The following is a 12,927-nucleotide window of genomic DNA, read 5'->3' as shown; positions in this document are numbered from 1 at the left end:
GTCCACTTCCAGTTGTTCATCTCCCGCTTGATGGCGCCCATGGCGGCGAAGCAGGGGGCGCACAGCAGGTTGAAAATCATAAAGGAGTAGGCGGCAATCGGCGTGAAGGCAGCGGCCATATCCAGGGTAAGGTTGCCCGGGAACAGGACGCCGAAGGTGGAGACCACCTCCTCCTTGGCGATGAGGCCGGTGACCGTGGCCACGGTGGCCTGCCAGGTGCCGAAGCCCAGCGGCGCGAAGATAAAGGCAACGGTATGGCCCACGGCGGCCAGCAGGGAGTCGTTGTTGTCCTCCACCATCTGGAACACGCCGTCCACAAAGCCGAAGCCCTGGAGGAACCAGAGGATGATGGAGGAGAGGAGGATGACGGTGCCGGCCCGCTTGATGAAGGACCAGCCCCGCTCCCAGGTCGCCCGCAGCACGTTCACGGCGGCGGGGGCGTGATAGGCGGGCAGTTCCATGACAAAGGGGGCGGGGTCGCCGGCGAAAATTCTGGTCTTTTTCAGGATAATGCCGGAGACAATCACCGCTGCCACGCCGATGAAGTAGGCGGACACGGCCACCAGGGGGGATTGGCCGAACAGAGCCCCGGCGAACAGGCCGATGATGGGCATCTTGGCGCCGCAGGGGATGAAGCCGGTGGTCATGATGGTCATTCTCCGGTCCCGCTCCTGCTCAATGGTGCGGGAGGCCATGATGCCGGGCACGCCGCAGCCGGTGGCCACCAGCATGGGGATAAAGCTCTTGCCGGACAGGCCGAAGCGGCGGAAAATCCGGTCCATGATAAAGGCGACGCGGGCCATGTAGCCCACATCCTCCAGGATGGACAGCAGCAGGAAGAGAACCAGCATCTGGGGCACAAAGCCCAGCACCGCGCCTACGCCGCCGATGATGCCGTCCAGAATCAGGGACTGAAGCACCTCGTTGCAGCCGATGGCGGTCAGGCCTTTTTCCACCAGAACGGGCAGGCCGGGCACCCAGGTGCCGTAGTCGCTGGGGTCGGGTTCGGCCACGGTAAGGGCGGCCTGATAGGTCTCCTCATTGACCGCAAGGGCCGTGGTCTCGCCGGCTTCGTCATCATAGAGATAGGCCTCGGACTCGCCCGCGTCGTAGGCCGCGATAATGGCGCTGGCCTCCTCCCAGGCGCCGGAATCCTCCTCCCAGGCGTCCGTGTCGGCGGTGAAGGGGACAAACCAGCCGTCGCCAAACAGGCCGTCGTTGGCCCAGTCAGTGAGGTGGGTGCCGATTGAGACGGTCCAGCCGCCCATGGAGATGGCGTAAACCAGCAGCATGACAGCCACAAAGATGGGCAGGGCGGCGATGCGGTTGGTGACCACCCGGTCAATCTTGTCGGAGATGGACAGGCTGTGTGCCGCCCTCTTCTTTTTCACTGCTTTGTCTACTACGGAGCTGATGTAGGAGTAGCGCTGGTTGGTGATGATGCTTTCGGCGTCGTCATCCAGTTCGTGCTCACAGTCGGCGATATGCAGTTCCAGGTGCTTTTTCAGCTCGGGGGACAGGCCCAGCTGCTCCAGAACTTTGCTGTCCCGCTCAAAAACCTTGATGGCGTACCAGCGGAGATACCGGTCGTCCACCTTGCCCTGGATGGACTCTTCAATATGGGCGATGGCGTGCTCCACGCTGCCGGTGAACACATGGGGCAGCTCGCCGGTCTTATGGGTTTTGGCCAGCTCCAGGGCCTTCTCCGCGGCGGCCATGCCGCCCTCGCCCTTCAGGGCGCTCATCTCCACCACCTGGCAGCCCAGGGCGCCGGCCAGCCGGTTCAGGTCGATCTTATCTCCGTTTTTGCGGACCAGGTCAATCATGTTCACCGCAACCACCACCGGGATGCCCAGCTCGATGAGCTGAGTGGTCAGGTATAGATTGCGCTCAATGTTGGTGCCGTCCACAATGTTGAGAATGGCGTCTGGCTTCTCACCTACCAGATAGTCCCGGGCCACCACCTCCTCCAGCGTGTAGGGGGAGAGGGAATAAATGCCGGGCAGGTCCTGAATGATCACATCTTTGTGACCCTTCAGCCTGCCCTCCTTTTTCTCCACTGTGACACCGGGCCAGTTGCCCACATACTGACTGGAGCCGGTCAGGGCATTGAACAGCGTGGTTTTGCCGCAGTTCGGGTTGCCTGCCAGCGCGATTTTGTACTCCATCTTGCTACTCCCTTCCAATTAGCGTTTGCTAACTATGACCTCAAAAAACAGGCGGCATCTGCCGCCGGTGCTGAGGACGCACACATCATTGAATTTCGATCATCTCCGCGTCCGCCTTGCGCACGCTCAGCTCATAGCCGCGCACGTTCAGCTCCATGGGGTCCCCCAGCGGGGCCACCTTCCGCACATGGATGACCACGCCCTTTGTGATTCCCATGTCCATAATGCGGCGCTTGACGGCTCCCTCGCCGTGGAGTCTGGCGACAGTGACAGTGTCGCCCACCTTTGCATCTCTGAGTGTTCTCATATCCCTGCTCCTCTCAAATCATGATTCGGTTGGCCATGGTCTTATCCAGGGCAATCCGGCTGTCCTTGACCTGAAGAATCAGATTGCCGGCAATTTCACTGACCACCGTGACCGTACCGTCCACCACAAATCCCAGCTCCGCCAGATGCAGACGAACCTCATCCTTTCCGGTGATTTTCCGGATGGTGACTGTCTCACCGGCCTTTGCCATTGTAAGCGGCATCATAAACGCACCTCCCGGCTGAATTTCTCTGCTTATCCCGGAGATTAGCGAATGCTAACCTCCTTGACGGCATGAGTTTACAACAGCTAACTTAATTTGTCAAGAGGAAACTGGAAAAATTTCCGGCGCGGGGCGTCCGAGCCTTGTCAACAAGGACGGAAACTTTGGATATCTGATAAAAAAAGCAGATGAATTTGCCGATTGTCAACTTCCTTCGGGTGTGGTAAGATAAAAAAGAAAACTTGCGGGACAAAGTCGTCCTGCTGTCCGCTGGGGGAAAGAGGAAAGACTCCCACAGGCGCCGGCCTGACTGGAGGACAATACAGAAAGATAATCGGCGCCGAAGTGCTGATCCGCATATCATTGGCTGAGAACGAAGGCGTTCCGACCCCCCTTGGGGGACCGGAGCGCCTTTTTCGATTGGACGCAGAAAAACGATTTTTTGAGGATGAAAGGGGACGCGCACCATGACCCACCTTCAAACGAAGGAAGACATCATTCGTGCTGTTAAGGAGGAGGACATTGAGTTCATCCGCCTCCAGTTTACGGACATTTTCGGCCAGCTGAAGAACGTGGCCATTACGGCCTCGCAGATTGAGAAAGCTGTCAACAACCAGTGCATGTTCGACGGCTCCTCCATCGATGGCTTTGTTCGTATCGACGAGTCTGACCAGTATCTGTATCCCGACCTGCGGACCTTCCGTGTGTTTCCCTGGCGGCCGGGCCACGGCAAGGTGGCGCGGCTCATCTGCGACGTGTACAATACCGACGGCACCCCCTTTGTGGGCGACCCCCGGGACGTGCTGAAGCGGGCCATCCAGAAGGCCCGTGATATGGGCTTTGACACCTTTAATGTGGGCCCCGAGGCAGAGTTTTTCCTGTTCCAGACCGATGACGACGGCAAGCCTACCACCAAGACCAACGACGAGGCCGGCTATTTTGACCTGGGTCCTCTGGACCACGGCGAGTCTACCCGCCGGGAGATCTGCATGGCTCTGGAGCAGATGAACTTTGAGATTGAGGCCAGCCATCACGAGTGCGCCCAGGGCCAGCATGAGATTGACTTCAAGTACGCCGAGGCGCTCCACGCCGCCGACAATATCATGACCTTTAAGCTGGCGGTTAAGACCATTGCCCAGAAGAACGGTCTCCACGCCACCTTCATGCCCAAGCCCATCTTCGGCGTGGCCGGCTCCGGCATGCACACCAATATGTCTCTCTTCCGGGACGGCAAGAACGTGTTCTACGACCCCAACGACGAGCGGGGCCTGTCCCGGGAGGCATACAGCTTTATCGCCGGCCTGCTGCGCCATGTGCCCGGCATGGCCGCCATCACCAACCCTCTGGTCAACTCCTATAAGCGGCTGGTGCCCGGCTATGAGGCTCCCTGCTATCTGGCCTGGTCCGCGTCCAACCGCTCCGCCCTCATCCGCATCCCTGCCTCCCGGGGCCAGTCCACCCGGGTGGAGCTGCGTTCCCCCGACCCGGCCTGCAATCCCTATCTGGCCTTCGCTGTCTGCCTGACTGCCGGCCTGGACGGCATTGAGAAGGGCCTGGTGCCGCCGGCGGAGATCACGAAGAATATCTACGCCATGGACCCGGCTACCCGGGAGGCTCACGGCATCGCCAGTCTGCCCGGCTCTCTGGAGGAGGCTATCCGCCTGATGGAAGGCGACCGGCTGGTGCTGGACACCCTGGGCGAGCACGTGGCGAACAACTACATTGAGGGAAAGAAAAAAGAGTGGGACGAGTACCGTACCCGTGTATCCTCCTGGGAGCGGGAGAAGTATATCATCAACTATTGAGCCAACGGAACTGGTTCTCCCGGAAGGAGCGGCGCGGGCGCACAGCGCCGCATTTTCCGCAGAAAATGCCTGCCCCGAGGAGCAGCGTACCCGTGTGTCCTCCTGGGAGCGGGAGAAGTACATCATCGATTATGGAGTAAAATAAAATCAGAGCTCCGGCACTGCCGGCAAAATCGGGGGGACGGGGCGTTATGAGACGCGCCGTCCCCCCGGCGCATACTCCCCCATGAGAAGGAGAGGGGTGAAACATGGAAAAAATAATTGTGGCCTTTGCAAAGGAGGAGAGCGGCCGGCGCATCCGGGAGATTCTGGAGAGCTCGGGCACCGCTTCCTGCGTGGTCTGCCACAGCGCCGCTGAGGTAAAACGTGTGGTGAGCAAGCAGCATATTTCCGCCGTGGTCTGCGGCTACAAATTCCATGACGAGTCCGCCGAGCAGCTGTTTGAGGACCTGCCACCGGCCTGCGCCATGCTGATGGTGGCCAACCAGGGCATGCTGGACCTGTGCGAGAGTGACGACATTTTCAAGCTGGCCTCTCCGGTGTCCCGGGGAGATCTGATTGCGTCAGTGCGGCTGCTGCTCCAGGTGGGGCACCGGCTGGAGAGAATCACCCGGCCCCGCCGCAGCGAGGAGGAGAAAGCGGTGGTGGAGCAGGCCAAGGCGGTTCTGATGGACAGCCGCGGCTTTACTGAGGAGGAAGCCCACCGCTACCTTCAGAAGCGGAGCATGGACAGCGGCTCCCGCCTGCTGGAGACTGCCCGGCGGGTTCTCAGCGAGGACTGCGGCGCATAGGAATAAGGGGTACGGCCCCGCTCCGGGGGGCGGCCCCCGCAGGGCGTCCCGCCGGAAATCCGGCGGGGCGGCGGGGAGAGAGCCATGCGCTTTACGAAAATGCAGGGTCTGGGCAATGATTATGTGTATCTCAACTGTACCGGCGGCGTGCCGGACAATCTGCCTGAGCTGGCGGTCCGGCTGTCCGACCGCCACTTCGGCGTGGGGGCAGACGGGCTGATCTGCGTCTGCCCGTCGGAGCGGGCGGACTTCGGCATGCGGATTTTCAACGCCGACGGCTCGGAAGGCGCCATGTGCGGCAACGGCATCCGCTGTCTGGGCAAGTATGTGTACGACAAGGGACTGACCAGAAAAACCTCCCTTTTGACAGTGGAGACAGCTTCCGGGGTGCGCTACCTGGAGCTGTTTCTCCGGGAAGGGAAGGTGCAGTCGGTACTGGTGGACATGGGGCGGCCGGAGCTTTCACCGCCGGTGAAGCTGATGGCCGCAGGGAAAACCTGGCAGGCAGTCCCCGTGTCGGTGGGAAATCCCCACGCGGTGGTGTTCTGCGGCGAGGTGGACGCCCTGAATCTGTCTGAGCTTGGCCCGGCTCTGGAGCGGCATCCCGCCTTTCCGGACCGGGTGAACGTCGAATTTGCCCAGCTGGATGACCGGGGCGGCCTGAAGGTGCGTGTGTGGGAGCGGGGGAGCGGCGAGACCCTGGCCTGCGGCACCGGCGCCTGCGCCGCTGTGACTGCGGCCGCCCAGGCTGGGCTGGTGTCCCGCCACACCACCGTCCGCCTGCCCGGCGGTGAGCTGGAAATCCGCTGGGCGGAAGAGAACGGCCATCTCTACATGACCGGCCCGGCGGTGACGGTTTTTGAGGGAGAAATTTCCCTGTAACAGCAAAATAACCATTGTAACAGGCGGGAAAAAGCGATACAATAATGCAAGCATGTGTACTGCGTCAACAGTACCGCAAGAAGAAAAAGTCCGGCCCGGAGAACCGGGACGGAGCAGATACGGAGGATGCATATGACCACCATTAACCGCAACTACCTGAAGCTGCCCGGCAGCTACCTGTTTTCCGAGATTGCCCGCCGGGTGTCGGTGTACGCCGACGCCAACCCGGACAAGAAGCTCATCCGCCTGGGCATCGGCGACGTGACCCGTCCTCTGGTGCCCGCCGTCACCGCCGCCATGCACGCCGCTGTGGACGAGATGGCCACAGTTGAGGGCTTCCACGGCTACGGCCCTGAGCAGGGCTACGACTTCCTCCGGGAGGCCATTGCCGCCCATGACTACCGCGCCCGGGGCGTGGAGATTGAACCCTCGGAGATTTTTGTGTCCGACGGCGCCAAGAGCGACTGCGGCAACATCGGCGATATCTTCGGCACTGACAACGTGGTTGCGGTGTGCGACCCGGTGTACCCCGTATATGTGGACACCAACGCTATGGCCGGCCGCGCCGGTGACTTCAGCGAGGAGACCGGCAAGTGGAGCCGCCTGGTCTATATGCCCTGTGTGGCGGAGAACGGCTTTTCCCCCGCTATCCCTGCGGAGAAGGCGGACCTGGTCTATCTCTGCTTCCCCAATAACCCCACCGGTGCTGTGGCCACCCGCGCCCAGCTCCAGGCCTGGGTGGACTGGGCCAACGCCAACGGCAGCGTGATTCTCTTCGACTCCGCCTATGAGGCGTTTATCTCCGACCCGGAGATTCCTCACAGCATCTTTGAGATTCCCGGCGCCAAGACCTGCGCCATTGAGTTCCGCTCCTTCTCCAAGACCGCCGGCTTCACCGGCACCCGCTGCGCCTATACCGTGGTGCCCAAGGCTCTGGAGCGGGACGGCGCCAGCCTGAACGCCCTGTGGAACCGCCGTCAGTGCACCAAGTTCAACGGCGTGCCCTATGTGGTCCAGCGGGGCGCCGCGGCCGTCTACACCCCTGAGGGCCACGCCCAGGTTATGGAGAATATCGCCTTCTACAAGCGCAACGCCAAGGTTATCTATGACGGCCTGAAGGCGGCCGGCCTGACCGTGTCCGGCGGCGAGAACTCCCCCTATGTCTGGGCCAAGACCCCCGACGGCATGGGCTCCTGGGCGTTCTTCGACAAGCTGCTCCACCAGGCCAATGTGGTCACCACCCCCGGCGCCGGCTTTGGCCCCAGCGGCGAGGGCTATATCCGCCTCACTGCCTTTGGCGGCGCGGACGCCACCAAGGAGGCTGTGGAGCGCATCTGCAAAGTGCTCTGAACAGGACAAAGAAAAGTTACAATGAGGCCGGCGATGGATTCGCCGGTCTCAATTTTTTGTGTATTGATGTCATTTGGAGATAAAACACCAAAAATAGTACATTTTTTACATAGATATTTCTAAAAGAATGTATTATCATAAAATAAGAAAAACTTGGGAACAAAACAGCAAAAAACGTGGAAACACAGAGCTGGCCCCCTGCTCCTTTGGGACAGCCGGCGATGGCAGCAAAAGGACGTCCTGTGTCTTGGGGAGAATTCTATGAATGCCGCGCATTGCGGCGGAATGGGGGATTTTTATGCGCGAACCCTGGATCGACTGGGCCCGTGAACTGCAGTTCCTGGCTCAGGCTGGCCTGGCTTATTCCAAGGACCCCTACGATTTGGAGCGGTTTCAGCGTATTCGCGATATTGCCGCCGAGATAGTGAGCTATCAGGCCGATATTCCGCTGAGCAAAGTAACAGAGCTGTTCTGCTGTGAGACAGGCTACCAGACCCCAAAGCTGGAGACTCGGGCGGCGGTATTCCAGGGGGAGAAGATCCTCCTGGTGCAGGAGAACAACGGCCTGTGGTCCCTGCCCGGCGGATGGGTGGATGTGGACCAGAGCATTCGGGACAACACGGAGAAGGAGGTCCGGGAGGAAGCCGGGCTGACCGTCATGGCGGAGCGGATCATCGCGCTCCAGGACCGGAACCGGCACAATACCCCTGCCTTCCTCAACGGTATCTGCAAGGTGTTTGTGCTCTGCCAGCTGGTAGGCGGCGAGTTCCGGGACAATCTGGAGACTGTGGCCAGCGGCTGGTTTGACCAGGACAGCCTGCCGCCTCTGTGTGAGGACAAGACCACGGCGGAGCAGATTGCCCTGTGCTACCGGGCTGCCGCGGACGAGTACTGGCAGACGGAATTTGACTGATATGATGCAGAAAATCCCCTGGGCCGCAGCGCGGCCCAGGGGATTTTCTGTGCTCAGATGTTCTTGTTCTGGGGGATGTCGGGCAGGGAGTCGAAACCTTTCTGGAGCTCCTCGTCTGTGGGCACGTGGTCATTCATGGAGCCGTTGAGGTAGGACTCGTAGGCGGTCATGTCAAAGTAGCCCGTTCCGGTCAGACCGAAGAGAATGGTCTTTTCCTCGCCGGTCTCTTTGCACTGCAAGGCCACATCCATGGCACCCTTGATGGCGTGAGCCGACTCGGGGGCAGGGAGAATGGTCTCCAGCTTGGCGAAGCGGACGGCGGCCTCAAAGACTTCGGTCTGTTTGTAGCTTACCGCCTCCATATATCCGTCGTGGTAGAGCTTGGACAGAATGGGGCTCATGCCATGGTAGCGCAGGCCGCCGGCGTGGTTGGCGGAGGGGATGAAGCCGCTGCCCAGGGTGTACATCCGGGCCATTGGAGTGACCTTTCCGGTGTCACAGAAATCATAGGCGTATTTGCCGCGGGTAAAGGAGGGGCAGGAGGCGGGCTCCACGGCCACAATGCGGGGGTTTCTTATGCCGGTCAGCTTATCCCGCATGAAGGGGGCGATGAGACCGCCCAGATTGGAGCCGCCGCCGGCGCAGCCCACCACCACGTCGGGGTACTCGCCCAGCTGCTCCATGGCCAGGGCGCTCTCCAGGCCGATAATGGACTGATGGAGAAGCACCTGGTTGAGCACGCTGCCCAGCACATACCGGGAGTTGGGCGTGGAGACGGCGGACTCCACCGCCTCGGAGATGGCGCAGCCCAGGCTGCCGGTGGTGTCCGGGTTCTCGGACAGAATTTTCCGGCCCGCCTCGGTGGTCATAGAGGGGGAGGGAGTTACCCTGGCGTCAAAGACCCCCATCACCGCTTTGCGGAAGGGCTTCTGCTCGTAGGAGCACTTGACCATGAATACGTCCAGATCAATGCCGAAGTAACTGCACGCCTCGGCCAGCGCGGTCCCCCACTGGCCGGCGCCGGTCTCGGTGGTGAGTCGGGTGATGCCCTGTTCCTTGGCGTAGTAGGCCTGGGCCACGGCGGAGTTGAGCTTGTGAGAGCCGGAGGTATTGTTGCCCTCAAACTTGTAGTAGATTTTGGCCGGGGTGCCCAGGGCCTTCTCCAGGTTGTAGGCACGGATGAGGGGAGAGGGGCGGTACATCTTGTAGACCTCCCGGACCGGTTCCGGGATGTCAAAAAAGCGGGTCTGGCCGTCCATCTCCTGCCTGGCCAGGGCCTCGCAGAAGATAGGGTATAGCTCCTCGGTTCTGAGAGGCTCCAGGGTGCCCGGGTTCAGAAGGGGATCGGGCTGTTCCTTCATGTCGGCCCGAAGATTATACCACTGGCGGGGCATCTGGTCTTCGGTGAGATACAGGCGGTGAGGAATCTTTGTCATGGTAATCGCTCCTTCTCAGTGTTTTTCGCTGGGGCTGTTCTGGAAGAAGGCAACAAAAAAGACCCTCGTCCCAGAACTTCTGTTCTCTGGGACAAAGGCCGAAGACCTCTGCGGTACCACCCGGATTGACATACGGCGCGCCGTATGCCCGCTCACTTTCCCACGTCCAAAAACGCAGGCTCCCCTGATAACGGGCGGAGTCCCCGTCGCGCTACTGAGGCCGCGGCCTGTTCGCTGTGCCCTCGGAAGTCCATTCACCCGGCGTCCACCTGCCGCGATCCCACCATCCGCAGCTCTCTGGGAGGCTTTCCCTCCGGGCTACTCCTCTTCGTCATCGGTTTATCAATTTGACTTGCTAAATTATAAGCATAAAATCAGACAAATGTCAAGCATAAATTTCAGGGCGGGCGGAAATATTTTCCGCCCGCCCAAATGGGAGCGATTAGGTGTCTATGTTTGCGTGCTGGACCGGCACCGCCGCGCCGGCCAGGTGACGGAGGGTGAGGGCGGCGGCCAGGAGCAGATCGAACAGGCCGATCACCACCACAAAGAAAAAGTTGGCGGCGTTGGTGGCGTCAGGCGGACCGTTTACCTGAAGTGTTCCATAAAAGGGAGCTAGCCTAAACCAGAAGTCAAAGCAGCCCAGCACCAGGCCGGGGATGGCCAGATTGGCCAGACCGCACACCACGCTGCGCAGGTCCCGGCGGCGGACCATCCAGAACAGGTTGAGCAGGGCGCAGACCCCGATGCCGCCGAAGAGCGCGGGGGCCACGCCGGGCAGGCCGTACTGGAGGCCAGACACCAGGTAGTTGAGGTAGTCATAGCCGAGGAGCAGGCTGCTGTCCTCCCCCAGGTCGGGCAGGGGAGGCCGCTGGTACAGCCCCTGCTCCACCGCGTCCCACAGGAAACGGATCAGCAGGAGGGCGGCGGCCACGGTCGCAGCGGCGGTGAGCAGGGTGACGGCCATTTCCAGCCGGTCCGGCCGGTCGGGCCGCCGGTCGCCCCACCGGCGGATGGCCAGGTTGGCGGCAGCCAGCACGCAGGCGGCCACAATGGAGAGGTTGATGGTGCTGGATTTGAGGACAAACAGGTTTTCACCCTTGGCGTTGAGCACACTGCTGCCAACCATGGCGTCCAGGGTCAGGCTGGACAGCAGGAACAGCGCGGTGAGGGCGAAGAGCAGAACATAGGGGGAGAGGGTGCGGCTGTCGGTGAGGCCGGACATGGCGCGGTACTGCCGCCGGGAGGCGGAGAACTGCCCGGAGGCCAGAAACAGGAGCACCGCCCCTGCGATGCCCAGCAGGGCAGCGGCCCCGGGAGCCAGCCAGGGGAAGAGGACGCCCTCGCTGAGGCTGTTGCCGGAGAAGGCGTATTTGACCACAAAGGCCAGCACGGCCAGCAGCCAGGCCAGCAGGGCGCTGCGGGCGGCCTTCTCCCGGACGTTGTCCATCAGGAGGGGATAGAGGGATTGCTCCGGGGCACGGACGGGTTCAGGGGAGCCTGCGGGGGGCTGGGGCTTCCGCTCGCCCGCCATCAGCTCGTCGGCGGTGACGCCCAGAATGGCGCCTAGGGCGGGAAACAGGGTGACCTCGGGGTAACTCTCGCCACGTTCCCACTTGCTGACGGCCTTGTCGCTGACGCCCAGCAGGGAGGCCAGCTCCTTCTGGGTCATGCCTTTTTCCCGGCGGAGGGTGGCGATGAAGCTGCCGGTTTGAATGCTGTCCATATGTGGCACCTCCTTCTTTCTGTCTCCAGCATAGCGGAGCGGAGGAAATTTGGCAACCGCTTTGTGGTGGGAGGAGGTAAACCAACGGTAGAATTCCTGTATTTCCAATGGTTTGCGGGGTTAAAAGGGTCAAAACTCTGAGTAGTTTTCGACTGGAGACCGAGCAGTAAGAACGCTTATTCTTGTTGGATATATTTCTTAGGAATGCGATCCTTTAGCATGGTAAGTACTTCGCAGGGGTGTCCTCCATACAAATCAGCATAGTCCCAAACGGTGGGGCAGTCATTCCCAGAGCCAAAAACTGTTACAACATCCCCAACCTTTGCCTCGGGTACGGATGTAATATCAATTGCGGCAAAGGTCATAGAGAGTTTTCCTACCACCGGAACACGCTTTCCACATACGCTCATTTCCGCGCCTGACATGAGAGAGCGGACCAGACCGTCTCCGTAACCAACGCCTGCAATGCCTATCTTCATATCGCGGGGCGCGACGTAGCTCATCCAGTATCCGATGTTCGTGCCCTTGGGAACGTGCTTGACCTGAAGTAGCCGTGCTTTCATTGCGGCAACGCCCCGCAGTGAAAGAGATTCGCCGCCTTTTTGTATACCCAGCAGGACAGATGTGAGCCTGACATAGTCCATGTGGTACTCGGGATGAAGGAGAAAGAGAAGGCTGCTGGCACAGTGCTTTTTCAGGTGCCTCCCCGCTTCGCCCAAACGCGCGACGAATCCTCTGAAAAGCTCGGCCTGGCGGATATTCAGATAGTCCATCTCCGGCTCCATCATGCCGGAGATATGGGTAAAAATACCCTCGTTGGAGAGTCCGGGAAGGGAGAGAATACTGCGGACCTCGTCTGCAGCCTCTGCCTCTCTGCCGGGGATTGGTATCCCCAGCCTGGTAAGGCCCACGTCGAGCTTGATATGCGTCCGCAGGCGAAGGCCGCGGACGGAGGCCGCCGCTGACAGCGCGCGCCCATGGGTGGCGTCGGCAACCGGGACAATCACGTTCTCTTCCGCGGCAATGGCCGCGTCAGACGGCCCGATTGGACTCAGAAGAAAGAGCGGCGAACGGATGCCCGCCTGACGCAGCTCTAGCGCCTCCCCCAAATCGGCGACAGCAAAAATGGAACAACCCGTCTTTTCCAGCTCCTGGGCGATCCGAACAGCGCCAAGGCCGTACCCGTTGCATTTTACTACCGCCATAGGCTCGCAGTCCTTGGCGCAGCAGGAACGGATATGCGCCCAATTCCAGCGCAAGGCATTCAGGTCAATTTCCAGCCAGCAGCGGCTCTGCGGGCGCGGACTCATCCCGGACTTGTGCATA

Annotated in this window: 11 protein-coding genes; 5 read left to right on the top strand and 6 right to left on the bottom strand. The window is 60.8% G+C overall.

From position 1 onward, the window contains the following. From feoB to Q0K06_RS06115, 3 genes are all read right to left on the bottom strand, one after another. Positions 1-2,168: ferrous iron transport protein B (gene feoB / locus Q0K06_RS06125; protein WP_294549953.1), on the bottom strand; the 2,168-nt coding region annotated here is incomplete at its 3' end. A gap of 85 nt (positions 2,169-2,253) precedes the next feature. Then, the gene (locus Q0K06_RS06120) at positions 2,254-2,475 is read right to left on the bottom strand and encodes a FeoA family protein (RefSeq protein WP_294520151.1); all 222 of its coding nucleotides are present in this window, start codon (positions 2,473-2,475) and stop codon (positions 2,254-2,256) included. Positions 2,476-2,488: 13 nt separating this feature from the next. Next, positions 2,489-2,701 carry a FeoA family protein gene (locus tag Q0K06_RS06115; RefSeq protein WP_294535224.1) on the bottom strand — a complete coding sequence of 71 codons (213 nt, stop codon included), beginning with the start codon at positions 2,699-2,701 and terminating at the stop codon, positions 2,489-2,491. Between the two features lie 464 nt (positions 2,702-3,165). On the opposite strand from Q0K06_RS06115, the gene glnA reads away from it, so the two are divergent. The 5 genes from glnA (at position 3,166) to Q0K06_RS06090 (ending at position 8,439) form a co-directional block, all read left to right on the top strand. Beyond that, complete coding sequence (glnA, locus tag Q0K06_RS06110; RefSeq protein WP_294549949.1) at positions 3,166-4,503, top strand: type I glutamate--ammonia ligase; 1,338 nt, start codon at positions 3,166-3,168, stop codon at positions 4,501-4,503. Positions 4,504-4,751: 248 nt separating this feature from the next. Continuing rightward, on the top strand, positions 4,752-5,294 hold the full coding sequence (locus Q0K06_RS06105) for an ANTAR domain-containing protein (protein WP_294549947.1): 543 nt from the start codon (positions 4,752-4,754) through the stop codon (positions 5,292-5,294). Between the two features lie 84 nt (positions 5,295-5,378). Then, positions 5,379-6,176, top strand: coding sequence for a diaminopimelate epimerase (gene dapF, locus Q0K06_RS06100; RefSeq protein WP_294549944.1), 798 nt, complete (start codon positions 5,379-5,381; stop codon positions 6,174-6,176). 132 nt (positions 6,177-6,308) lie between these two features. Further along, a complete protein-coding gene (locus Q0K06_RS06095; RefSeq protein ID WP_294549940.1) occupies positions 6,309-7,526 on the top strand; it encodes an LL-diaminopimelate aminotransferase in 1,218 nt (405 codons plus the stop codon). A 298-nt stretch (positions 7,527-7,824) separates the two neighbouring features. Next, positions 7,825-8,439: an NUDIX hydrolase gene (locus Q0K06_RS06090; protein WP_294549937.1), complete on the top strand. Its 615-nt coding sequence runs from the start codon at positions 7,825-7,827 to the stop codon at positions 8,437-8,439. 53 nt (positions 8,440-8,492) lie between these two features. Here Q0K06_RS06090 and Q0K06_RS06085 read toward each other — a convergent pair whose 3' ends face one another. From Q0K06_RS06085 to alr, 3 genes are all read right to left on the bottom strand, one after another. Then, on the bottom strand, positions 8,493-9,875 hold the full coding sequence (locus Q0K06_RS06085; protein ID WP_294549934.1) for a TrpB-like pyridoxal phosphate-dependent enzyme: 1,383 nt from the start codon (positions 9,873-9,875) through the stop codon (positions 8,493-8,495). Between the two features lie 442 nt (positions 9,876-10,317). Further along, positions 10,318-11,601 (bottom strand): helix-turn-helix transcriptional regulator, encoded by a 1,284-nt coding sequence (locus tag Q0K06_RS06080; protein ID WP_294549933.1) that lies wholly within the window; start codon positions 11,599-11,601, stop codon positions 10,318-10,320. Between the two features lie 176 nt (positions 11,602-11,777). Continuing rightward, the gene (gene alr / locus Q0K06_RS06075) at positions 11,778-12,926 is read right to left on the bottom strand and encodes an alanine racemase (RefSeq protein ID WP_294549932.1); all 1,149 of its coding nucleotides are present in this window, start codon (positions 12,924-12,926) and stop codon (positions 11,778-11,780) included. Position 12,927: the final 1 nt, after the last annotated feature.

This window comes from uncultured Pseudoflavonifractor sp. (genome assembly GCF_944387805.1).
In the GTDB taxonomy this organism is placed as follows: domain Bacteria; phylum Bacillota; class Clostridia; order Oscillospirales; family Oscillospiraceae; genus Pseudoflavonifractor.
This window is presented reverse-complemented; position numbering and strand designations above follow the sequence as displayed.

Coding starts and splice junctions, on each gene's coding strand:
- Q0K06_RS06120 (WP_294520151.1), bottom strand. CDS start 2,475: ATGAGAACACTCAGAGATGCAAAGGTGGGCGACACTGTCACTGTCGCC.
- Q0K06_RS06115 (WP_294535224.1), bottom strand. CDS start 2,701: ATGATGCCGCTTACAATGGCAAAGGCCGGTGAGACAGTCACCATCCGG.
- glnA (WP_294549949.1), top strand. CDS start 3,166: ATGACCCACCTTCAAACGAAGGAAGACATCATTCGTGCTGTTAAGGAG.
- Q0K06_RS06105 (WP_294549947.1), top strand. CDS start 4,752: ATGGAAAAAATAATTGTGGCCTTTGCAAAGGAGGAGAGCGGCCGGCGC.
- dapF (WP_294549944.1), top strand. CDS start 5,379: ATGCGCTTTACGAAAATGCAGGGTCTGGGCAATGATTATGTGTATCTC.
- Q0K06_RS06095 (WP_294549940.1), top strand. CDS start 6,309: ATGACCACCATTAACCGCAACTACCTGAAGCTGCCCGGCAGCTACCTG.
- Q0K06_RS06090 (WP_294549937.1), top strand. CDS start 7,825: ATGCGCGAACCCTGGATCGACTGGGCCCGTGAACTGCAGTTCCTGGCT.
- Q0K06_RS06085 (WP_294549934.1), bottom strand. CDS start 9,875: ATGACAAAGATTCCTCACCGCCTGTATCTCACCGAAGACCAGATGCCC.
- Q0K06_RS06080 (WP_294549933.1), bottom strand. CDS start 11,601: ATGGACAGCATTCAAACCGGCAGCTTCATCGCCACCCTCCGCCGGGAA.
- alr (WP_294549932.1), bottom strand. CDS start 12,926: ATGCACAAGTCCGGGATGAGTCCGCGCCCGCAGAGCCGCTGCTGGCTG.